Below are 22349 nucleotides of genomic sequence, written 5' to 3'. Positions count from 1 at the left end.
TCAGCTGTCCACGCACTTCGTCTCGCCGCGCAGCGCGAAGGTCGGCGCGGAGTTCGCGGTGAAGGTGACCGTCAGCGTGATCCCGCCGTCGTCGTCCTTGCTGGTAGCAACGAATTCCCGGCGGGTCAGGTCGTCGGAGTCCGGCGGCTTGGTGAGCTCGTAGCGCTCGTTGTCGAGCTGTCCGAGCACGGACTTGAAGGCCAGGTCGAAGGTGGTGTCGACGTCGCTGTTGGGCTTGAACGGGAACGAGCCGGCGTAGACCCGCCTCACCTTGCCGTCCGGACACGCCACGTCCTTGGTCCCGTCATCGGTGACCGTGGGCTTGACTCCGTCAGCGCCCTCGCTGTCGGCCGCCCCGTCGAGCAGGGCGGACCCGTCCTTCTGCAGCCGAGAACCCAGCTCGGACAGCGACGGTCCCCCCGTACAGGCGGCAAGGCTCGCCATCAAGACCACCCCGCAGCCAATGGTCCCCCATGTCTTCACCATCCCCCGGTTGTACCAGATCTCAGGGTCCTGACCTGGACAACCGGGGTACGACGGCCCGTCAGCGGTTCGGGACCTGGACCTCGATGACGCGGATGTTGGTGGTGGCGGGGGGCGGGTCGAGTTGCTCGGGGGTGGCTTGCCGGGCGGTGGTGGACGAGATCCAGGTCGTGGACCAGTTGGTCTTGGCCGTGACCGGGCTGGTGCCGCCGCCAGGGCTGGCCTTGAAGAACGTGAGGGCGCACTCGCCGGTCGCGCCGGCGGAGTACGGAACGCCGCCGCCCGGGCACTCGACCGTGTCCGCGTTCGGCGCCGAGACCGTCATGCCGGTCAGCTTCGCGTCCACCTGCGCCCAGACTGGTCCGGCCATGGTGTCGACGGACGCGCGGACATACAGATCCTCCCGGCGGTCGGTCAGCCAGACCCAGGTGTCCAGGTTGACCAGGGTGGCGGCGTCACCGTTGTGCTTCGGGTTCCAGTCCAGCGTCGGGGCCGGCACGGTCAACTCGTCGAAGGCCACGTTCCGCAGGATCTCCGGCGGGACCGGTGGGATCGGCGGCGTGCCGCCGGCCTCGACATACACACCCTTGTGCTCGTCGAACCACTTGTCGGCAAAGTCGAAGAACTCGTCGAGGTTGCCGTCGAAGTTCGCGGACGAACACATCCCGCCGTACCAGTGACCCTTGTCGTCGTCCTTGTACTGCTCATAGCCCGGGTACGGCTCGAACGGGTTGCCGTCGACGTCGCGGCCCATCGGACCGCCGCCCTTGACGTACTCGTAGTACTCCTTGCCGGTCATCGACTGGATGTAGGTGCAAGGAACCGGGGTCGAGACCGTCCGGGTGCCGCCTCCGGTGCCGTCGGAACCACCGCGGACGCCGGTCCCGGTGACCGTGATGCTGATGGTGCCGCCGGACGTGTCCGGTGTCGGGTTGCCGGGGCCGCGCTTGGCCTGAGCCGGCGTCGCAGTCGCGAGGGCTCCAGGTACAGCCAGTGCCAGGGTGGCCAGCAGCGCCACCCGCCGGGTCAGCATGCCTCACTCTTCACGTTGTACTCCGAAACCTTCCAGATCCCACTGATGTTCACGAGGATCACGCTCACCTTCAGGCGCGGATATTGCTTGAGTACGGAATCTCGGTAGCTCGTCCCGTCGGCACGGATCAGGGTGGACTTCGACTGGTCGTAGCAGGTGTCGAGTCCGGCGACCCCGGAGCCGATCTTGGCGACCTTGGTGGTCACCGTGATCTGGCCGCCGGTGCGTTCCTTCGCGGCCTTCTGCTCCTTCAACGCGTCGCGAATGTATTGCAGCGCCGCCCCAGTGGCTCGTCTGGCGAGAACCTGGTCCTCGACGTTCGTCGCCTGCGCCTTGTTGGAGCTTTGCTCGAACTCGTCGTACGCCTGCAGCACAAGCGTCGCGTTGGCCGGCGGCGTCGGCTTGTGGTTGATCACGAGCGTCAACGCGCCGTACTTCTGCGTCGTGCTGGCCGGCGCCGTCGTCGGGGCCACGGTCGGCGTGGCCGACGTCGCCGGCGTGCTGCTCGAGGACTCGGTCGGTGCCGAACTCACGGTCGGCAGGCCGCCGGTGTCGTCACCGCCGCAGGCCGTCAGGCCGAAAGCGAGCGGCGCCACCAACAGCGCGGCGAGACGTGCGCGGGCCACGAACACCTCCGAGAATCCGGTACGAGTCCGCACACGGTACCGCGTCAGGGGTTCAAACTACTCACAGTAGTCACTGAGTCATCGCGCCACAGCCTGCACCTCGACCACGTGTGACCCGAGTCAGGCTGTGATGCGGTCGATCACCAAAGGGCTCGGCTGGTACGACGTTGAGACGTCGACCGCGTCGGTCAGGGACTCCAGGGCGCGCTCGAAGCGGGTTGGGTCGTCAGTGTGGAGCGTCATCAGGGGCTGCCCGGCGACCACCTGATCACCGGGCTTGGCGTGCAGCTCGACGCCGGCGACCGGGGAGACCGGGTCCTCCTTGCGGGCCCGGCCGGCGCCGAGGCGCCAGGCGGCGACGCCGACGGCCAGGGCGTCCAGCTTCGACAGGACTCCCGAGGAAGGCGCTGGTACGACGTGTTGCTCGGGCGCGACCGGGAGTTCGGCAGACGGGTCGCCGCCCTGGGCCGCGATCATCGCCCGCCAGGCGTCCATCGCCGTACCGTCGCGAAGCTTCTCGGCCGGGTCGACATCGGTCACCCCCGCGGCAGCCAGCATCTCCGCGGCCAGGGCGACGGTGAGCTCGACCACATCGGCCGGTCCGCCGCCGGCCAGCACCTCGACCGACTCGCGCACCTCCAGCGCGTTGCCGGCGGTCAGTCCGAGCGGGACGGACATGTCGGTGAGCAGGGCAACGGTCTTCACGCCGGCGTCGGTGCCGAGCGCAACCATCGTCTCGGCCAGTTCACGGGCGTCGGCCAGGTCCTTCATGAAGGCGCCGGAACCGACCTTCACGTCCAGCACCAGTGCGCCGGTCCCCTCGGCGATCTTCTTGCTCATGATCGAGCTGGCGATCAGCGGGATCGCCTCGACCGTGCCAGTCACGTCCCGCAGCGCGTAGAGCTTCTTGTCGGCCGGCGCGAGCCCGTCACCGGCGGCGCAGATCACCGCGCCGACGTCCTCCAACTGGCGCATCAGCTCGTCGTTGGACAGCGTGGCCCGCCAGCCCGGGATCGACTCGAGCTTGTCCAGCGTGCCGCCGGTGTGGCCGAGGCCGCGTCCGGACAGCTGCGGTACGGCGACGCCGCAGGCGGCCACCACCGGGGCCAACGGCAACGTGATCTTGTCGCCGACGCCGCCGGTGGAGTGCTTGTCCGCGGTCGGCCGGGACAGCCCGGCGAAGTCCATCCGCTCACCGGAGGCGATCATCGCCGCGGTCCAGCGGGCGATCTCGCGCCGGTTCATCCCGTTCAGCAGGATAGCCATCGCCAGCGCGGACATCTGCTCGTCGGCGACGTCGCCGCGGGTGTAGGCGTCGATCACCCAGTCGATCTGACCGTCGCTCAGCTCACCCTGGTCCCGCTTGGTGCGGATCACGTCGACGGCGTCGAAGCTCACTTCTCCTCCTTCAGAAACTCCGGCCCGAACGCGTCCGGAAGGAGTTCGCCCAACGGCCGGCTCCCCGTCGTTGTCTCGAGCAACAGTTCGGGACCGCCGTGCTCGTGCAACAACTGGCGGCACCGGCCACACGGCGTCAGCAGGTCACCGTGGCCGTCCACACAGGTGAACGCCACCAGCCGCCCGCCACCAGTGTTCATCAGCTCCGACACGAGTCCGCACTCGGCACACAGTCCCAGACCGTACGACGCATTCTCGACGTTGCACCCGGTCACGACCCGCCCGTCGTCGACGAGCGCCGCGGCACCGACCGGGAAGTGGGAGTACGGCGCATAGGCCCGACCCATCGCCTCGACCGCAGCCGACCGTAGGGCCGGCCAGTCGACGGTCGAAGGCACGGCGCTAACCCGCCTGACCACGTCGGTATCTGACTCCGTCGGCGGCAGGCATCCGCAGCCGCTGTGCGGCCAGCCCGAGCACCAGGATGGTCGTCACGTACGGCGTCATCCGGGTGAAGTCGGCCGGAACCTCGTCGGTGGTGAAGAACCAGACGGCGAAGGCGATCGCGATCACCAGCGAACTGGTGGCGGCGATCTTGAGTCCCCGGCGGTACTGCAGGACGGCGACACCCAGCAGGATGATCGTGACGATGATCAGCAGCGCGTGCACCGCCTCACCGCCGGCCCGCAACTGCAGCGCGTCGGTGTAGCCGAACAGCGCCGAGCCCATCACCAGGCCGGCCGGTCGCCAGTTGCCGAAGATCATCGCGGCCAGGCCGATGTACCCACGCCCACCGGTCTGCCCGTTCTGGTAGATCCCGGACGAGACCAGCGCGATGAACGCTCCACCGGCGCCGGCGATCGCACCCGACGTCAGGACGGCGATGAACTTGTAGCGGTAGACGTTGACGCCCAGGGTCTCGGCCGCCACCGGGCTCTCACCGCAGGACCGCAGCCGCAGGCCGAACGCCGTACGCCACAAGAGCAGGGCGCTGCCGACGATCAGCACGATCGCCAGGATCGTCATGGTCGACAGTCCGGTGGTCACCGCGGCGACGATCGAGGCGAGGTCGGAGACGATGAACCAGTGCTTGTCCTGCAGGTCCATCATCGCGTCCGAGACCCCGGGGATCGTGATCGACAGCGGGGCGTCGAGCGGCGGTGACTGGGTCGGGCCGCCGCCCTGCAGACCGGAGAACCAGGTGTCCGCCAGGAAGGCGGCGGCGCCGAGCGCGATGATGTTGATGGCGACGCCGGAGACGATGTGGTCGACGCCGAACGTCACCGTCGCCAGCGCGTGCAGCGCGGCGCCGATCATGCCGAAGATCATCGCGCCGACGATGCCGGTCCAGGGTCCGTACCAGTAGCCGAAGTACCCGGCGCCGATGGTGCCGAGGATCATCATGCCCTCGAGGCCGATGTTGACCACACCGGCCCGCTCCGACCACAGACCGGCCAGCGCCGCGAGGGCGATCGGGACCGAGGCGTTGACGGCCTCGCGCATGGTGCCGGCCGAGTCGACCTCGTGGGCACCGGTCAGCACCCGGACCGCGGACAGCAGCGCCAGGCCGATCAGCAGCCAGATCCAGATGCTGATCCGGCGGCGCGGTACGAGTCCCTCGGACGGGGCTCCGGCCGGCCGGAGCTCTTCGGGAGCCATCGTCATCGGGTCGCCTCCGAGGTCGCCTCGGCCGGAGCCGAGCTACTGAGTTCCGCCGCCACCTGCCGCTGCTCCAGCGCGTTCCGGTACCGCCGTACCACCTCGTAGGCGATGACGACGGCGAGCACGATGACACCCTGGCTGATCGCCACGATGTCCGGCGAGACCTGCGCGTTGATCTCGAGCAGGTTGCTCTGCTCGGTGAGATAGGAGAACAGCAGCGCGCCGAACGCGATGCCGATCGGGTTGTTGCGGCCGAGCAGCGCGACCGCGATCCCGGCGAAGCCGATCCCAGCCTGGAACGTGGTGCCGTAGCTGTGCGAGCTGCCGAACAGCAGCGGCAGTCCGATCAGGCCGGCCACCGCACCCGAGATCACCATCGACGTGACCACCATCCGGCGGACGTCGATGCCGCTGGCAACGGCCGCGCTGGCCGACGTACCGGTGGCCCGGAGGTTGAAGCCGAACTTCGACCGGTTCAGCAGGACGGCGTACCCGATGCCGGCGAGGACCGCCAGCAAGGACAGGCCGAGCAGGTCGTTCGGTGCCCCCGGCAACAACGGGATGCCGGGCACCCAGCTGTCCTTCGGGATCTCCTCGGTGGCCAGGTTGCTGCCCGTCGACACACCGACCTTGCGGAGCAGGTACGCCGTGAGCGAGACGGCGATCGCGTTCAGCATGATCGTCGAGATCACCTCGCTGACCCCGCGAGTGACCTTCAGCAGACCGGCGATGGAGGCCCACACCGCGCCGACCACCATCGCCAGGATGATGGCGACGGCCACGTTGAGCGGACCCGGCAACCAGCCCTGCGCGGCGAACACCGCGGCGGCGAAGACCGCCACCCGGTACTGCCCCTCGACGCCGATGTTGAACAGGTTCATCCGGAACCCGATCGCGGCCGCCAGGCCGGACAGGTACAGGATCGACGCGTTGTTCAGGATGTTGATGACGTTGCGTTCGGCCGGCGCCGAGAAGATCGTGCTGAGGAAGCCCGAGACCGAACTGCCGGCGACCAGCAGGATCACACAGGTGATCAGCAGCGCGGCGATGATGGCGAGCACCGGGGCGGCGAGCGCCAGCCCGATCCTGCGCAGGTCCAGCTTGCCCATCACTCCTCTTCTCCGGCCCCGGTCATGGCGGAGCCGAGCTGCTCCGGGGTGACCGTGTCAGGGTCGAACTCGCCGACCAGCTTGCCGCGCAGGATCACCTGGATCTGGTCCGACAGGCCGATCAGCTCGTCCAGGTCGGCGGAGATCAGCAGCACCGCCAGCCCCTGGCGCCGCGCCTCCCGGATGTGGTCCCAGATCGCGGCCTGGGCGCCGACGTCCACGCCCCGGGTCGGATGGGACGCGATCAGCAGCACCGGATCGCCGCTCATCTCCCGGCCGACGATGAACTTCTGCTGGTTACCGCCGGACAGCGCCCGGGCGGTGGTTTCGATCGACGGCGTCCGGACGTCGTACTGCTCGACGATACGGTCGCTGTCCTTGCGGGCGCCGGCCTTGTGGATCCACGGTCCGCGGACGCTCGGCGACCGGTCCTGGTGGCCGAGGATCCGGTTCTCCCAGAGCGGGAAGTCCAGCAGCAGGCCGTGCCGGTGGCGGTCCTCGGGGATGTACCCGATACCGGCGTTGCGGCGGTCCGCCGTACTCCAGCCGGTGATGTCCTTGTCGACCAGCAGGACCCGCCCGGAGGTGGCCGGCCGCATCCCCATGATCAGCTCGACCAGCTCGGTCTGGCCGTTGCCCTCGACACCGGCGATCCCGAGCACCTCACCGCGGTGGATGCGCAGCGAAATGTCGTCCAGCAGAGCGCGGTCGCCGGCACCGGCCAGCGTCACGTTCTCGAGCGTGAGCTGGACGTCCTCGGTGACGGTCGACTCCTCCGTGCTAGGCGACGGCAACTCCGAGCCCACCATCAGCTCGGCCAACTGGCGGGCAGTGATGTCTTTCGGGTGCACCGAGGCGACCGTGGTACCGCGCCGCATCACGGTGACGTCGTCGGCGACCGCGAGCACCTCGTCGAGCTTGTGCGAGATGAACAGCAGCGTGTAGCCCTCCGCCTTGAGCTCGCGCAGGTTGCCGAACAGCGCGTCGACCTCCTGCGGCACCAGTACGGCGGTCGGCTCGTCCAGGATGATGATCTTGGCGCCGCGGTACAGGACCTTGAGGATCTCGATCCGTTGCCGCTGGCCCACACCGAGGTCCTCGACCAGGTCGTCGGGCGAGAGGCCGAAGCCGTAGGCGTCGGAGAGTTCCTTGATCCTGGCCCGGGCCCGGTCGCCGATGCCGTACAGCTTCTCGGCGCCGAGGACGACGTTCTCCACCACGGTCAGGTTGTCGGCCAGCATGAAGTGCTGGAACACCATCCCGACGCTCTGCTTGATGGCATCGGCCGGCGAGTGCAGGACGACTTGTTCGCCGTTGATCTCGATGGTGCCCTCGTCCGGCTTCTGCACGCCGTACAGGATCTTCATCAACGTCGACTTGCCGGCGCCGTTCTCGCCCACCAGGGCGTGCACGGTTCCGCTCCGCACGTCGATGTCGACGTCGTGGTTGGCCACCACACCGGGAAAACTCTTGCCGATTCCCCTCAGCCGGACGGCCATCGTCTGAGTCATGGTGTTGATGTCACACGCTCCCAGATCTCCTGCGGCGACCCCGTTGTCGCCGGGACGAGCTTCGGGCCCGGGCCAGCACGCTACCGCGTCACCGGCCCGAGCCCGAGGGTTTCAGTCGTCAGAGTTTCGACGGCGCCTTGAGCTCACCGGAGACCAGCTTCGCCTTGTACTCGTCGATCTTGGCGGTGATGTCGTCGATGTGCCCGCCGCTGGTGGCGTACCCGACACCGTCACGCTTGATGTCGTAGAGGTCGTAGCCGGCCTTGGAGGTGCCGTCCTTGACCATCTTGACGTAGTCGAAGACGGCAACGTCGACCTTCTTCAGCGACGAGGTCAGGATGTGCTTCTGCTGGTCCGCGGTCGCGGTCTGGTACTGGTCGGCATCGACGCCGATCGCCCAGACACCGTCCGGCTTCGTGGCGACGGTGTCGAACAGCCCACCACCGGACAGGCCGGAGGCGTGGAAGACCACGTCGTCACCACCGTCGTACAGCGCGGTCGCGGCGGTCTTGGCACCGGCCGGGTTCGCGAACGCCTTCGCGTCGGCAGTGTCTGACAGCCACTTCATGTCGACCTTGATGGTCGGGTCGACCGCGGCCACCCCGGCCTTGTAGCCGGCCGCGAACGGGTCGATGATCGGGCCCCGGACGCCGCCGATGAAGCCGACCTTCTTGGTCTTCGTCTTCAGCGCCGCGGCGACACCGACCAGGAACGAGCCCTGCTCGACCGAGAACACCAGGTTGGTGATGTTCGCGCCCTCGGCGAATCCGTCGACCACGGCGAACTTGATGTTCGGGTACTCCTTGGCGACCTTGTTGACCTCTTCGGTGTAGACGTAGCCCACCCCGATGACGGGGTTGTAGCCGGCCTCGGCCAGCGTGCGCAGCCGCTCCTCCTTGGTGGAGTCGGGCTCGTCGAGCGCCGCCTCGGACTCCTCACAAGTGGCGTCAAGGTCCTCCAGAGCCTTCTTCACACCCGCCGCGGCGAGGTCGTTGAAGGAGTGGTCACCACGACCGCCGATGTCATAGGCCAGACCGATCTTGGGACCCGCCCCCGACTTGTCTGCGCACAGCTCGTCACTGGCGGCGGCACCACCGGGTTGTTCCTTCTTCGCGCAGCCCGCCACCACCAGCGCCACGGTGACGGCGAGAGCCGCCAGCTTCGTCGTGTGCCGCAAGATGCCTCCTCGATCCAGATCGCCCCGTGCAGGCGTTCGCAGCGACACGATAGACCCGGCAAGACCCCCCAGCCACTGACAATGCGTGACTGAAATGCTCGTTACTCAATCGTAGTTTCCGCCGTGACGCTCAGCCAGAACACCAACGCGCCGGGTGAGCTGTGGTTGACCGGATCGGTCCGGTCTCGGAGCCTGGGACCGGCGTCTCGCGGCGGCGATGCGAGAATCGCCGCCATGACGATTTCGCAGCAGGTGCTGCTCAGCGACCTGCAGAGCCGTGTCGCCGAGGTCCGGGACGAGATCGTGACGATCCGTCGCGACCTGCACGCCTACCCGGAGCTCGGCTGGCACGAGGTGCGGACGACCGAGCTGATCCGGCAGCGGCTGGTCGCGGCCGGGCTGTCCCCGCAGGTGCTGCCGACGGGCACCGGCCTGATCTGCGACATCGGTTCCGGCGACACCTGCGTCGCTCTCCGGGCCGACATCGACGCCCTGCCGGTGACGGACGGTGTCGACTCCCCTTTTCGCTCCACCCACGAAGGTGTGGCGCACGCCTGCGGCCACGACATGCACACCGCGATCCTGCTGGGCGCCGCGGTGGTGCTCGCGCGGATGGCGGCCGAAGGCCTGCTGACCCACCGCGTCCGGCTGATCTTCCAGCCGGCCGAGGAAGTGATGCCCGGTGGCGCACTCGGTGTGATCGCGGCGGGTGGGATGGAAAGCGTACGGCGGATCTACGGCCTGCACTGTGATCCCCGATTGCCGGTCGGGCAGGTCGGTCTCCGGATCGGCGCGTTGACCGCAGCGGCCGACCGCGTTCTCGTCCGGCTGACCGGCGACGGCGGACACACGTCACGGCCGCACCTGACCGGCGATCTCGTCTATGCCCTCGCCACCCTGGTCACCGAGATGCCGGCGGCCCTGTCCCGCCGGGTCGATCCTCGGGCCGGCTTGTCGCTGGTCTGGGGCCGGATCACGGCCGGCTCGGCGGCCAACGCGATCCCGTCCCGCGGCGAGGCAGAGGGCACCCTGCGGTGCCTCGACGCGAACGTCTGGAGGCTCGCCGCTGACCTCATCCCGAGCCTGGCCGCGCAGTTGATCTCCCCGTACGGCGTCGAGGTCAGCACCGAGGTGACGCACGGCGTGCCGCCGGTGATAAACGATCCGGATGCGATTGGTGTGCTGCAGCGCGCCACCGAGCTGTCGATGGGGCGCGAGGCGGTGGCGCCGACCGATCAGAGCCTGGGCGGCGAGGACTTCGCCTGGTACCTCGAGCACGTGCCAGGAGCGATGGCCCGGCTGGGTGTCCGCCCGGCCGGTGTGGACAACGCCGCGGATCTGCATACGCCGGGCTTCGACCCGGACGAGGACGCCATCGCCGTCGGGATGACGGTGCTGGCGTCCTGCGCCCTGCTGGACTGAAGGATCAGAAGGTGTCGGCCGGCACGTACACGCCCCAGACGTCGCGCAGGGCGTTGCACACCTCTCCCACGGTGGCGCGTGCCAGCAGGGCCTTCTTCATCGGGTAAAGGCAGTTCTCCGACCCACGCGCCGCCGCCTGCAGTTCGGCCAGCGCCTCGTCCACCGCCGCCTGGTCCCGCTCGGCCCGCAGTTTGGCCAGCCGCTCCATCTGCTGGGCCTCGATCGCCGGGTTCACCCGGAGCGGCTCGTACGGCTCCTCCTCGGCGATCTTGAACTTGTTCATCCCGACCACGACCCGCTCGGCCGAGTCGATCTCCTGCGCGATCAGGTACGCCGATCGCTCGATCTCCTGCTTCTGGAAGCCCTTCTCGATCGCCGCGACCGCACCGCCGTACTCCTGGACCTGCTCCATCAGCTCGAGCGCGGCCGCCTCCACCTCGTCGGTGAGTGACTCGACCACGTACGAACCGGCGAACGGGTCGACCGTCGCGGTGATGTCGGTCTCGTAGGCGAGCACCTGCTGGGTCCGCAGCGCCAGCCGGGCCGCCTTCTCGGTGGGCAGCGCGATCGCTTCGTCGTACGAGTTGGTGTGCAGTGACTGCGTTCCACCCAGTACGGCGGCCAGGCCCTGGATCGCAACCCGGACGAGATTCACCTCGGGCTGCTGCGCGGTGAGCTGCACGCCGGCGGTCTGGGTGTGGAACCGCAGCATCAGCGACTTCGGGTTCTTCGCGCCGAACTCGTCCCGCATCACCTGGGCCCAGATCCGGCGGGCGGCGCGGAACTTCGCCACCTCCTCCAGCAGCGTGGTCCGGGCGACGAAGAAGAACGACAGCCGCGGTGCGAACTCGTCCACGTCCAGCCCGGAGGCGACCGCGGCCCGGACGTACTCGATCCCGTTCGCCAGCGTGAAGGCGATCTCCTGCGCGGGCGTCGCCCCGGCCTCGGCCATGTGGTAGCCGGAGATCGAGATCGTGTTCCAGCGCGGCAGTTCCGCCTGGCAGTAGGCGAAGATGTCGCTGATCAGCCGCAGCGACTCCTTCGGCGGATAGATGTAGGTGCCGCGGGCGATGTACTCCTTCAGTACGTCGTTCTGGATCGTGCCGGTGAGCTTGTCACCGGCCACGCCCTGCTCCTCGGCGACCAGTTGGTAGAGCAGCAGGAGCACCGATCCGGGCGCGTTGATCGTCATCGAGGTGGACACCTGGTCCAGCGGGATCTTGTCGAACAGGACCCGCATGTCGTCGATCGAGTCGATCGCCACTCCGACCTTGCCGACCTCGCCGTGCGCGATCGGGGCGTCGGAGTCGTACCCCATCTGGGTGGGCAGGTCGAAGGCGACCGACAGGCCCATGGTGCCGTGGTCGATCAGCTGGTGATACCGCTGGTTCGACTCGGCCGCCGTACCGAAACCGGCGTACTGGCGCATGGTCCACGGCCGCTCGGTGTACATCGTCGGGTAGACCCCGCGGGTGAACGGGTACCGCCCCGGCTCACCCAGCTTGGCGTCCGGCTCGAACCCGGCCAGCACCTCCGGCCCGTACACCGGCGCGAACTCGAACCCCGACTCACTCCGATGACTCATCCCCCCACGGTAGGCCGAACCACCCCCGCACTGGTATGCACCAGCGCACGCCATCGGTGTGGGCTCCAGCACAGCCGTGGGATACATTCGCGCTCCTCACACCTTGGAAGGAACCCGATGTCGCTGCACCGTCCTGCACCGGCACACCGTCCCCACCGACGACTGTGGCCCTTCATCCTCTCCGGCCTCCTCGCCGGCCTTCTGGTCGTCGCCCTGACAGCGCTCTTCGTCGTACGGCGGGATGACACGGCCACCGCCGACACGGCTGCTGCCCGGCTCACCCTGGCCGAGGGGGTTACCGCCGGCGGCTCGATCACCGGTCAGGCGCGGACGCTCGCCGATGCTCTGACGGCGCGCGGCCTGGAGTGCAGTGTGCGCTTCACCAGCGCGGACGGCGGGCATGCGGGTTGCTTCGCCCTGGCAGGGCGGACCACGTCAGCGGTCGTCGTCCAGTACCGGCCCGACGGCAGCGTCACCGCGCTGACCATCAAGGTGCGGGCCACCGGGGAGACAGGTCCCGCACTCCGGTCCCTGGCCGGCACGGTGGGGCCGATCGTGTTCCCCGCGGACTTGCCGCGAGTGAACAACGTCCTCCGGGCCTGGGGCGGATGGGTCGACGGTGCCTGGGGCAAATACGAGATCGTCGGCCGAGGCGAGAAGACCGAAATCAGCGCGGCGAAGCTGAACAGCACCCAGCTCAAGGTGCCGGTCCTCCACCTCGACACCACCGAATCCGGTCTGGCCGACGCTCTGCGCGCCGACGGCTTGTCCTGCACGGCCGACAACGAGACGTGTCAGCGCAAGCCCGGTCTGGCACTGAAGTTCTCGGGACCCGACGTGGGCATCACCTATCTGGTCGCCACCGCCGCCGCTTCAGCGGACTTCGAGCAGGTCCTGCGGCACCTGAGCGGCAACGCGGTACAGCCTGTGCGGGACTGGGTGAACCAGCACCTCGACGGTCGCTCGCACATCGCCTACGTGGCCGGTTGGCGGGTCGACCTCCAGGTGGTGGGTCAGCAAGTCCGGCTGACCCTCTTCAACGAGGAAGTCTGGCTGGTCATGAGCTGACCACTTCGTGTTCGCGTGGCACTAACCGGGCACCGCCGGATGGCTACCTGAAGGACACTTCATGTCTCTGTACGCGTCGACAGGGAATCGACGCGGTGTCACGAGAGTGTCGCCGAGGGTTCATGCGCGGTGGGGAACCTCCGAGGTGTGCGCATCGTGATGGTCGCTGAATCCTTCCTGCCGCAGATCAATGGCGTGGCGAACACGGCTCGCCATGTCGCCGACCGGCTGCGTGCCCGTGGGCACGAGCTGCTGATCATTGCCGCCGGCCCCGGTCCCGACACCTACCGCGACGTCCAGGTACTGCGGGCGCGGAGCTTCGGGATCCCGGGCTACAAGGAGTTCCCGGTCGGCCTGCCCGACCCCTCGATCGAGCGGGCGATGGCCGAGTTCAAGCCGGACCTCGTTCACCTGGCGTCTCCGTTCATCATCGGCGCCTACGGACTGCGCAGCGCGCGCAAGCTCGGCCTGCCGACGGTCGCGATCTTCCAGACCGACATCGCCGGGTTCGCCCGTCAGTACCCCTGGTTCGCCGCCGCCGATCGCGGTGTCTGGCGCTGGGTACGACGGGTGCACTCACGAGCCGACCGGACCCTCGCGCCGTCCACCGCGTCCGTCCAGCAGCTCGTGCAGGGCGGCGTACCGCGGGTTCATCTGTGGGGTCGCGGCGTGAACCTGGACCTCTTCGATCCGCGCCACCGGGACGAGAGCTGGCGGCGCGAGATCTCCCCCGACGGCAAGCCGATCGTCGGGTACGTCGGCCGGCTGGCCGCGGAGAAGAAGGTCCGCCGGCTGGCCGAACTGACCGACCTGGACTGCCGCGTCGTCATCGTCGGCGACGGCCCCGACCGCGCCGCCCTGGAGAACTCCTTGCCAAACGCAACCTTCCTGGGAATGCGCCGGGGCGCCGACCTGGCCACGGTCTTCGCCGGACTCGACGTGTTCGTGCACACCGGCGAGCACGAGACGTTCTGCCAGACCATCCAGGAAGCGCAGGCCTCCGGGGTCGCGACGGTCGGCCCGGCCGCGGGTGGTCCGCTCGACCTGATCCGTCCGGGTGACAACGGGCTGCTGTTCGAGCCAGGGCAGCCGGGCTCGTTGCGGAACGCGGTCAAGACCCTGCTCGACCACCCCGCCGCCCGAGGCCGGATGGCCGCCAACGGGCTCCAGCGGGTGCAGAGCCGAACCTGGCCGGCGGTGGTCGACGACCTGGTCGACCGGCATTACGCCGAGGTCCTGGCCGAAGCCGCGGCCGTTCGGCGGGTCGCATGAGCAGATTGCGGATCGCCCAGCTGGCCAACTTCGTCGGGCCGACGTCCGGTGGGATGCGGACCGCGATCGAACACCTCGGGCAGGGGTACGTCGACGCCGGCGCGGAACGGATCGTGATCACGCCCGGCGAACGCGACACCGTGGTCGAGACCGAGGCCGGCACCGTGATCCGGATCAAGGCACCGAAGGTCGGCGGCGGCTACCGGCTGATCACCGATCCGTGGAAGGTCATCGACACGCTCGAGCAGTTCCGGCCCACCACGGTGGAGATCTCGGACAAGTCGACGCTGCTGCCGGTGGCCCGCTGGGCGCGCAAGAACGACATCGGCTCGGTGCTGTTCAGCCACGAGCGACTCGACGCGATGCTGTCGCTGCGAACCGGCCGCCAGTTGGGTGTCGCGGCCGGAGTGGGCGCGCTCTACAAACTCCTCAGCCGGACGTACGACGCTGTCGTGGTGACGTCCCGCTATGCGGCGGCCGAGTTCGACGAGGTGACCACACCGCTGGTCCGGATCCCGCTCGGCGTCGACCTGGACACCTTCCACCCGTCCTTGGCCGAGCCGGTGGACGACGGCGTACTCAAACTCGTCCACGCCGGCCGCCTGTCCCGCGAGAAGAGCCCGCATCTGGCTGTGGCGACAGCCGCCGAGCTCCACCGCCGGGGCGTGCGGATGCGGATGGACGTGTACGGCTCCGGCCCACACCTCGACGAGCTGGTCGCCATCGCGGGCTCGGCGCCGGTGACGTTCCACGGGTACGTCGACGGCCGCCGTACCCTCGCCCGCCACCTCGCCGAGGCCGACATCGCCCTGTCCGTCTGCCCAGGCGAAACCTTCGGCCTAGCCGTCCTGGAAGCCCTCGCCGCCGGCACCCCAGTAGTTACCGCCAACACCGGCGGCGCCCGCGAACTAGTAGACGACTCCTGCGGCCGCTGGGCCCCCGCAACCCCAACCGCCCTAGCAGACGCCGTACTCGAGCTGACGCAGGTGCCCGGCCGCAGAGCTTCGGCCCGCCGCCGGGCCGAACTCTACGACTGGAACACCTGCGTCAACCGCATGCTCGCCCTCCACACCCGCCTCACCCAGTCCCGACTGGCCGCCTGACCGGACCGAAGAACAGGAGGTAGTGCCGAATCCAGCCGTTCGGCGGGTCGCTCTGAGCGTGCCCGACGAGGCCAGTAGGCATACACGTCCTGTTCTTCGGTACCACTCAGGTCAGGTGGTCGTAGTCGCCTCGGGTCCAGGCGGCGTGGCGGTCGGCGGAGCGGCGGACTATGGCTTTGGCGTCGGCCGGGATGAGAGCGCCGAAGTTGTTGTAGAGGCGGTCGTAGTCGAAGGGGTCGAGGGAGCGGGCGACCCGGTCGACGACGGCGCCTGACAGCGGGATGCGGTTCGGGTAGCTGCGCATGAAGCTGACCGAGGTGCGGTCGGGGTTGGCGAAGATGGTGTCGCCGGACAGGATGACGCCCTTGCCGTCCGCGGCCTCGGCCCAGTGCACCACCGCGCTGCCCGGGAAGTGCCCGCCCGGCTGGATGACCGTCACACCGGGCAGCGGGGTGAGCTTGCCCGACCAGGTCTGGATCACCGGGTCCTGCCGGGCCACCCACTCGGCGTCGGCCTCCGAGACGTACACGGGTACGCCGCCGAGCCGGTGGCTCCACTCGACCTGTACGCCGTACATGTGCGGATGACTCGCGATGATCGCGACGACCTCGCCCAGCTCCCGGACCCGCCGTACGGCGTCGTCGTCGAGGTACCCGATCGGATCCCAGAGCAGGTTGCCCCCGGCGGTCCGCAGCAGCATCGACTGCTGGCCGATCCCGACCGGCGGCTTCGACCGGACGCCGTACAGGTCCGGCTCGACCTCGTCGATGGTGACCTCCGTGCCGGCCGCGGCCAGCTCGTCGAGTGTGGTCCAGTGCTGACCGTCGGCGGGCACCCACTGGCGTTCGTCGGCGCAGATCGCGCACACCTCCACCTGCTCGGAGTGCTCGACCGCACAGGTCGCACAGATCCAGAAACTCACCGTGTTCTCCCCTCGCTTGTGACCCGGGCGACATCCCGGTTCGGTTCCAGAGTCTCGGATGTCAAGCTCAGTTGAAGTCAAGAACATGACCGGCGGCCCGTCGAGGGCCACTCGCGGGCCCGCCCGACGGGCCACTTGGGGAGCGGGTTGGAGAGCGATGTCACACCTGTCAGGACAAAATGGGCCGACCGGCAGGACTAGCATCGAACCGGCCCGGTTTTCGCCGAGCCGAGCCGATCGCGGCCGTCCCGTGAATCTGCGCGGGCCCACTTCAGGTCCCGGCGTGCCGCGTGCATCGGCTCTCGGTCTGACGTCCGATCGGAGGATCGGTTTGCCCAGCAAACCAGCCGGCACGCTGTACCGCGGCCGGGAGGGCATGTGGTCATGGGTCGCGCACCGGATCACCGGAGTGGGGATCTTCTTCTTCCTCCTGGTGCACGTGCTCGACACCGCGCTGGTCCGGGTCTCCCCGGAGGCCTACAACGAGGTCATCGGCACCTACAAGAACCCGATCGTCGGCCTGATGGAGGTCGGCCTGGTCGGGGCCATCCTGTTCCACGCGTTCAACGGCATCCGGCTGATCCTGGTGGACTTCTGGGCGCGCGGGCCGCGCTACCAGCGGCAGTTGATGATCGGTGTCGGCGTGGTCTGGGTGGTTCTGTTCGTGCCGTTCGTGATCCGGCACCTCTCACATGTCTTCGGAGGCTGAGATGTCGGACATCGCGGCACCCCGGTCCAGCTCCCGCTCCCGCTCGCTCAAGGGCGGCGGCCGGAACCGGTCCGGTCAGACCAACTTCGAGCTGTACAGCTGGCTGTTCATGCGGCTGTCCGGGCTCGCCCTCGTCGTCCTGGTGCTCGGCCACCTGTTCGTGAACCTGATGCTCGGCGGCGGGATCACCGCGCTGGACTTCGGTTTCGTGGCCGGCAAGTGGGCCAACCCGCTGTGGCAGGTCTGGGACCTGCTGATGCTGTGGCTGGCGATGCTGCACGGCACCAACGGCCTGCGCACGATCATCAACGACTACGCCGAGAAGGACCAGACCCGGTTCTGGCTGAAGTCCCTGCTGATCACCGCGTCGATCGTGATCGTCGTACTCGGCACCCTGGTGATCTTCACCTTCGACCCCTGCCTGGACCCCAGCAGCACGCTGTCGGTCTGCAACAAGTAAGGACAGTTCACAGATGCAGCGGCATCAGTACGACGTAGTCATCGTCGGCGCGGGTGGAGCGGGAATGCGCGCCGCCCTGGAGTCCAGCAAGCGGACCCGGACCGCGGTGCTCACCAAGCTCTACCCGACCCGGTCACACACCGGCGCGGCCCAGGGCGGCATGTGCGCCGCGCTGGCCAACGTCGAAGAGGACAACTGGGAGTGGCACACCTTCGACACGGTCAAGGGTGGTGACTTCCTGGTCGACCAGGACGCGGCCGAGGTGATGTGCCGCGAGGCCGTCGACGCGGTCCTCGACCTGGAGAAGATGGGCCTGCCGTTCAACCGGACCGCCGAGGGCAAGATCGACCAGCGGTTCTTCGGCGGCCACACCCGCAACCACGGTGAGGCCGTCGTACGACGGTCCTGCTTCGCGGCCGACCGGACCGGCCACATGATCCTGCAGACGCTGTACCAGCAGTGCATCAAGCAGAACGTGGAGTTTTTCAACGAGTTCTACGTGCTCGACCTGCTGATGGTGAACGGCCGCTCCACCGGTGTCGTCGCCTACGAGCTGGCCACCGGCGAGCTGCACATCTTCTCGGCCAAGTCGGTCGTGTTCGCCTCCGGCGGGTTCGGCAAGGTCTTCCGGACCACCTCCAACGCGCACACGCTGACCGGTGACGGGATGGGCATCGTCTGGCGCAAGGGCCTGCCGCTGGAGGACATGGAGTTCTTCCAGTTCCACCCGACCGGCCTGGCGGGTCTCGGCGTACTGCTGTCCGAGGCGGCCCGCGGCGAGGGCGGAATCCTGCGGAACAAGGACAACGAGCGGTTCATGGAGCGGTACGCGCCGACCGTGAAGGACCTGGCGCCGCGTGACATGGTCGCCCGGGCGATGGCCAACGAGGTCCGCGAGGGCCGCGGCTGCGGCCCGGACGGCGCCTACGTGATGCTCGACCTGACCCACCTCGAGCCGGCCCACATCGACGCGAAGCTGCCGGACATCACCGAGTTCGCCCGGACGTACCTCGGCGTCGAGCCGTACACCGAGCAGATCCCGGTGTTCCCGACCGCGCACTACGCGATGGGCGGTATCCCGACCAACATCAAGGGCGAGGCGCTCGCCAACAACGAGGACGTGATCCCCGGTCTGTACGCCGCGGGTGAGGTCGCCTGTGTGTCGGTGCACGGCGCGAACCGGCTGGGCACGAACTCGCTGCTCGACATCAACGTGTTCGGCCGGCGGGCCGGGATCGCCGCGGCCGAGTACGCCGAGACCGCGGCCTTCGAGGAGCTTCCGGAGAACCCGGAGGCGTACGTCGTCGAGCTGGTCGAGGGTCTGCGTACCTCCACCGGGGAGGAGCGGATCGCCGCGATCCGGGCCGACCTGCAGGCGACGATGGACCTGAACGCGCAGGTGTACCGGACCGAGGGTTCGCTGAAGCAGGCGCTGGTCGACATCGCGGCGCTCAAGCAGCGGTTCACCCAGGTCGGCGTCCAGGACAAGGGCAAGCGGTTCAACACGGACCTGCTCGAGGCGGTCGAGCTCGGCTTCCTGCTCGACCTGGCCGAGGTGCTGGTGGTGTCCGCGCTGGAGCGCAAGGAGTCCCGCGGCGGTCACTTCCGCGAGGACTACGACAAGCGCGACGACGTCAACTACATGCGGCACACGATGGCGTACCGCGAGGTCGATGCCGAAGGCAACATCAACATCAGGCTGGACTACAAGCCGGTCGTCCAGACTCGCTACAAGCCGATGGAGCGGAAGTACTGATGGACGTCAAGGTCAAGATCCTTCGGTACAACCCCGAGGTCGTCGACGAGGCCGAGTGGAAGACCTACTCGGTCACCCTGCAGCCGACCGACCGGGTGCTGGACGCGCTGCACAAGATCAAGTGGGACCAGGACGGCACGCTGACCTTCCGCCGGTCCTGCGCGCACGGTGTCTGCGGCTCCGACGCGATGCGGATCAACGGCCGCAACCGGCTGGCCTGCAAGACGCTGATCAAGGACCTGAACCCGGAGAAGGAGATCACCGTCGAGCCGATCAAGGGCTTGCCGGTGCTCAAGGACCTGGTCGTCGACATGGAGCCGTTCTTCGACGCGTACCGCTCGGTGATGCCGTTCCTGGTCACCAGCGGCCACGAGCCGACCCGGGAACGGATCCAGTCCCAGGCCGACCGGGACCGGTTCGACGACACCACCAAGTGCATCCTGTGCGCCGCGTGTACGACGTCCTGCCCGGTGTTCTGGTCCGACGGCCAGTACTTCGGCCCGCAGGCGATCGTCGGCGCGCACCGGTTCATCTTCGACAGCCGCGACGAGGGCACCGAGCAGCGGCTCGAGATCCTGAACGACAAGGAAGGCGTCTGGCGCTGCCGGACCACCTTCAACTGCACCGACGCCTGCCCCCGCGGTATCGAGGTCACCAAAGCCATCCAGGAAGTGAAACGAGCCCTGATCTTCCGCCGCGTCTGAGCACGCCTGGTGCTTGCGTCCGAAGAACTGTGGCCTATAGCCCTCAGTTCTTCGGACGTTCGGGTTCTGGGGTGTCTAGTTGGGAGGCTAGGCAGGCTAGGTAGGTGGTGAGGGTGGCTTTGTGGTCGCGCCAGGGGTGGTTGGTGAGGCGTTCGATCTTTTCCAGGCGGTAGATGAGGGTGTTGCGGTGGATGTGCAGGGCCTCCGCGGTTCGCACCAGGTTGAAGCCGCTCTCGCACCAGGCGATCAGGGTGGCGCGGAGCTCGGGCCAGTCGGCGTGGGTCGCGAGGTCACCCGCGACGAGTGACACCAGCCGGGCGCGGGCCCGGTGCCCGACCGCCGCCAGCACCTGGTGTCCACGCAGATCGTCGATCACGTACGCCGACTCGGGCCCCTTACCCAATCGGAGCGCGTCCCCTGCATCGGCGTGCGCCTCCCGGAGCGCAGCGATCCCGCGCGCCACCCCGCCAACACCCGCCCGCGACGCGAACCCATGCTCCGCAGCGATCGTGCGTACGGCGACCTCCGCCAACCGCAACCTGTGGTCGGCCCCGCTGCCGCGGCCATTCCTGTCGTCTGCGGCACCGCGGCCGCGGTCGAGCACCGGCAGTACGGCGAAGCGGCCGGCCGTCATCGCGGCCACCAGGTCCGCCGATCCGAAGGTCTGGCGCAAGGTCCGGAGCACCTCTGGCCGAAGCGTGGCGACATCCGGCACACCGCCGTTGCCCGTGCCGACCGGCACCGGCTCATCCACGTCGACGATCACCACCGTGCGCGGGATGGTCAGGTCGTAGCCGAGCTCCTTCGCCCGCGCGACCACGAAGGCCGGGTCGACCACATCGGCGTCGAAGGAGCCGATGTCGCGGACCAACTCCTCCAGCGCCCGTTCCCGCAGCAGCCGCGACCGGAGCTCGACGGACTCCTGCAGCAAGATCTCGGTCTGCCGCCGGACCACCAGGCCGAACCGCCGGACCTGCCGCGGCGACCCGGTGATGCCGACCGTCCCGACCGCTTCCCCGTCGATCACGATCGGCAACGTCATCCCGGGCTTCACCCCGCGCAGTCGCTGTGCCTCGGCGGCCGTGTGCCAGGCCGCCTGCTGCGATGCCAGTACGTCGACCGACGCCTCGTGGAAGCTGCCCAGCCGGCCGGTGTCACCGCTGCCGATGACGATGCCGTGTTCGTCGGTGATGAGCACGTTGTAGCCGATCACCTCGGACGTGTCCCGGGCGATCTGCTGGGCGAGTGAGGCCGAGAGCATGGCGCTCCCCTCTCCGGACGATTGTACGAAGCGTACGACGAGAGCCCGGTTTCAGCACCGAATCCCGGATCAGTCGTCCAATGACTTCGCCGTACCGGATCCCTAGCCTTGAGGAGGTCAGCCGGGGGCCGCCGCCACGAAAGGCACGCGATGTCGAACTCTCCGCTCACCCGGATCCCACGGGCCGCTCACCTGCTCGCCGTACTCGCCCTCGGACTCGGCTCGCTGACCGCGTGCGGCGGCGAGTCCAAGGCGCCGGTCTCCGACGCGGCCGCCGCGCTCGGCACGCTCGAGCCCGGTGTCCTCAAGGTCGCCATCCAGCCGTACGCGCCGTACACCTCGATGGTCGGCGACAAGATGACCGGCCTGGACGCCGACATCCTCAATGCCGTGGCCGGGAAGCTCGGGCTGACCGTGAAGCCCGAGGTCACCGACTTCGCCGGGATGCTCGCGAACGTCCAGTCCCGCCGCGTCGACATCACCATCGGCGGTGTCGCCTGGACGGCCGAGCGGCAGAAGCAGGGGCTGTTCACCGATCCGCCGTACTACTCGCCACCCGCGATGGCCGTCCGCGCCGGCGAGCACTACCAGACCGTGAACGACCTGCAGGGCAAGGATCTCGGCACCGTCGAGGGGTACGTGTGGGTCAAGTCGATCCAGGCCGTCCCGGGTGCCAAGCTGCACGCGTACCCGGACGGCAACGGGGTCTTCGACGACCTCGGCGCCGGCCGCATCAACGTCGGCTTCCTGGATCCGCTGCTGGTGCTCGCGGCCCAGAAGGAACGGCCGGAGCTCAAGGTCGAGACGCAGTACCTGACCCCACCGTCCGACGCGGAGCTCAAGGCGCATCCGCCGTACGAGTACTTCCGCCCGTACATGACGAGCTTCTACCTGCCCAAGCAGGCGACCGCGCTGGAGAAGGCGATCTCGGAGCAGATCCGGGCGATGTACACCAGCGGCGAGCTGACCAAGCTGATCGAGAAGTACGGCGGCGCGCCCGACCAGTTCCTCAAGCCGTCACCGGAGATCGCCGCCACCCGGCGTGGGGTCGACCGGCCCGCGGACTGGCAACCGCCGACCATCTGAGG

Annotated in this window: 21 protein-coding genes; 9 read left to right on the top strand and 12 right to left on the bottom strand. The window is 68.5% G+C overall.

Features of this window, described 5'->3' with window-relative positions; genetic code table 11:
* The 9 genes from V9K99_RS28850 to V9K99_RS28810 form a co-directional block, all read right to left on the bottom strand.
* Positions 1 to 444, bottom strand: coding sequence for a hypothetical protein (locus tag V9K99_RS28850; RefSeq protein ID WP_337011673.1), 444 nt, complete (start codon positions 442 to 444; stop codon positions 1 to 3).
* Positions 445 to 544: 100 nt separating this feature from the next.
* Positions 545 to 1516, bottom strand: coding sequence for a hypothetical protein (locus V9K99_RS28845; RefSeq protein ID WP_337011675.1), 972 nt, complete (start codon positions 1514 to 1516; stop codon positions 545 to 547).
* Positions 1510 to 2142 carry a hypothetical protein gene (locus V9K99_RS28840; RefSeq protein WP_337011677.1) on the bottom strand — a complete coding sequence of 211 codons (633 nt, stop codon included), beginning with the start codon at positions 2140 to 2142 and terminating at the stop codon, positions 1510 to 1512. Before V9K99_RS28840 ends, V9K99_RS28845 begins: the two co-directional genes overlap by 7 nt.
* Positions 2143 to 2262: 120 nt before the next feature.
* Entirely contained in the window at positions 2263 to 3540 is a 1278-nt protein-coding gene (locus V9K99_RS28835; protein ID WP_337011679.1) for a thymidine phosphorylase, read from the bottom strand.
* Positions 3537 to 3938, bottom strand: coding sequence for a cytidine deaminase (locus V9K99_RS28830; RefSeq protein ID WP_337011681.1), 402 nt, complete (start codon positions 3936 to 3938; stop codon positions 3537 to 3539). The genes V9K99_RS28835 and V9K99_RS28830 overlap by 4 nt, the downstream gene beginning before the upstream one ends.
* Before the next feature lie 4 nt (positions 3939 to 3942).
* On the bottom strand, positions 3943 to 5205 hold the full coding sequence (locus V9K99_RS28825; protein WP_337011683.1) for an ABC transporter permease: 1263 nt from the start codon (positions 5203 to 5205) through the stop codon (positions 3943 to 3945).
* Positions 5202 to 6311: an ABC transporter permease gene (locus tag V9K99_RS28820; protein ID WP_337011685.1), complete on the bottom strand. Its 1110-nt coding sequence runs from the start codon at positions 6309 to 6311 to the stop codon at positions 5202 to 5204. The genes V9K99_RS28825 and V9K99_RS28820 overlap by 4 nt, the downstream gene beginning before the upstream one ends.
* On the bottom strand, positions 6311 to 7822 hold the full coding sequence (locus V9K99_RS28815) for an ABC transporter ATP-binding protein (RefSeq protein ID WP_337011687.1): 1512 nt from the start codon (positions 7820 to 7822) through the stop codon (positions 6311 to 6313). Before V9K99_RS28815 ends, V9K99_RS28820 begins: the two co-directional genes overlap by 1 nt.
* 118 nt (positions 7823 to 7940) lie before the next feature.
* The gene (locus V9K99_RS28810) at positions 7941 to 8999 is read right to left on the bottom strand and encodes a BMP family lipoprotein (RefSeq protein WP_337011689.1); all 1059 of its coding nucleotides are present in this window, start codon (positions 8997 to 8999) and stop codon (positions 7941 to 7943) included.
* 234 nt (positions 9000 to 9233) lie between these two features.
* Here V9K99_RS28810 and V9K99_RS28805 point away from each other — a divergent pair, with 234 nt between their 5' ends.
* Complete coding sequence (locus tag V9K99_RS28805) at positions 9234 to 10421, top strand: amidohydrolase (RefSeq protein ID WP_337011691.1); 1188 nt, start codon at positions 9234 to 9236, stop codon at positions 10419 to 10421.
* Positions 10422 to 10425: 4 nt separating this feature from the next.
* Here the strand turns inward: V9K99_RS28805 and V9K99_RS28800 are convergent, their stop codons facing one another.
* Positions 10426 to 12006 (bottom strand): acyl-CoA mutase large subunit family protein, encoded by a 1581-nt coding sequence (locus tag V9K99_RS28800; protein WP_337011693.1) that lies wholly within the window; start codon positions 12004 to 12006, stop codon positions 10426 to 10428.
* 117 nt (positions 12007 to 12123) lie between these two features.
* Here V9K99_RS28800 and V9K99_RS28795 point away from each other — a divergent pair, with 117 nt between their 5' ends.
* The 3 genes from V9K99_RS28795 to V9K99_RS28785 all read left to right on the top strand — a co-directional run bounded on the left by V9K99_RS28795 (position 12124) and on the right by V9K99_RS28785 (position 15449).
* Positions 12124 to 13074, top strand: coding sequence for a hypothetical protein (locus tag V9K99_RS28795; RefSeq protein ID WP_337011695.1), 951 nt, complete (start codon positions 12124 to 12126; stop codon positions 13072 to 13074).
* 159 nt (positions 13075 to 13233) lie between these two features.
* The gene (locus V9K99_RS28790) at positions 13234 to 14346 is read left to right on the top strand and encodes a glycosyltransferase family 4 protein (protein WP_337011825.1); all 1113 of its coding nucleotides are present in this window, start codon (positions 13234 to 13236) and stop codon (positions 14344 to 14346) included.
* Positions 14343 to 15449: a glycosyltransferase gene (locus tag V9K99_RS28785; RefSeq protein WP_337011697.1), complete on the top strand. Its 1107-nt coding sequence runs from the start codon at positions 14343 to 14345 to the stop codon at positions 15447 to 15449. The genes V9K99_RS28790 and V9K99_RS28785 overlap by 4 nt, the downstream gene beginning before the upstream one ends.
* A gap of 106 nt (positions 15450 to 15555) precedes the next feature.
* On the opposite strand, the gene V9K99_RS28780 is transcribed toward V9K99_RS28785, so the two are convergent.
* Positions 15556 to 16371, bottom strand: coding sequence for an MBL fold metallo-hydrolase (locus V9K99_RS28780; RefSeq protein WP_337011699.1), 816 nt, complete (start codon positions 16369 to 16371; stop codon positions 15556 to 15558).
* A gap of 331 nt (positions 16372 to 16702) precedes the next feature.
* Here V9K99_RS28780 and sdhC point away from each other — a divergent pair, with 331 nt between their 5' ends.
* From sdhC to V9K99_RS28760, 4 genes are read left to right on the top strand one after another with little or no spacing between them, the layout of a single operon-like run.
* On the top strand, positions 16703 to 17080 hold the full coding sequence (gene sdhC, locus V9K99_RS28775; protein WP_337011701.1) for a succinate dehydrogenase, cytochrome b556 subunit: 378 nt from the start codon (positions 16703 to 16705) through the stop codon (positions 17078 to 17080).
* A gap of 1 nt (position 17081) precedes the next feature.
* On the top strand, positions 17082 to 17540 hold the full coding sequence (locus tag V9K99_RS28770) for a succinate dehydrogenase hydrophobic membrane anchor subunit (protein ID WP_337011703.1): 459 nt from the start codon (positions 17082 to 17084) through the stop codon (positions 17538 to 17540).
* Between the two features lie 13 nt (positions 17541 to 17553).
* The gene (gene sdhA, locus V9K99_RS28765; RefSeq protein WP_337011705.1) at positions 17554 to 19296 is read left to right on the top strand and encodes a succinate dehydrogenase flavoprotein subunit; all 1743 of its coding nucleotides are present in this window, start codon (positions 17554 to 17556) and stop codon (positions 19294 to 19296) included.
* Positions 19296 to 20000, top strand: a complete 705-nt coding sequence (locus tag V9K99_RS28760) for a succinate dehydrogenase iron-sulfur subunit (RefSeq protein ID WP_132326561.1) — start codon at positions 19296 to 19298, stop codon at positions 19998 to 20000. Before sdhA ends, V9K99_RS28760 begins: the two co-directional genes overlap by 1 nt.
* Before the next feature lie 43 nt (positions 20001 to 20043).
* On the opposite strand, the gene V9K99_RS28755 is transcribed toward V9K99_RS28760, so the two are convergent.
* Positions 20044 to 21261, bottom strand: a complete 1218-nt coding sequence (locus tag V9K99_RS28755) for a CdaR family transcriptional regulator (protein WP_337011709.1) — start codon at positions 21259 to 21261, stop codon at positions 20044 to 20046.
* A 150-nt stretch (positions 21262 to 21411) separates the two neighbouring features.
* Between V9K99_RS28755 and V9K99_RS28750 the strand changes: the two genes are divergently transcribed.
* The gene (locus V9K99_RS28750) at positions 21412 to 22347 is read left to right on the top strand and encodes a substrate-binding periplasmic protein (protein WP_337011710.1); all 936 of its coding nucleotides are present in this window, start codon (positions 21412 to 21414) and stop codon (positions 22345 to 22347) included.
* Positions 22348 to 22349 lie beyond the last annotated feature (2 nt).

It is taken from the genome of Kribbella sp. CCNWLW201 (assembly GCF_037203805.1).
GTDB lineage: Bacteria > Actinomycetota > Actinomycetes > Propionibacteriales > Kribbellaceae > Kribbella.
This window is presented reverse-complemented; position numbering and strand designations above follow the sequence as displayed.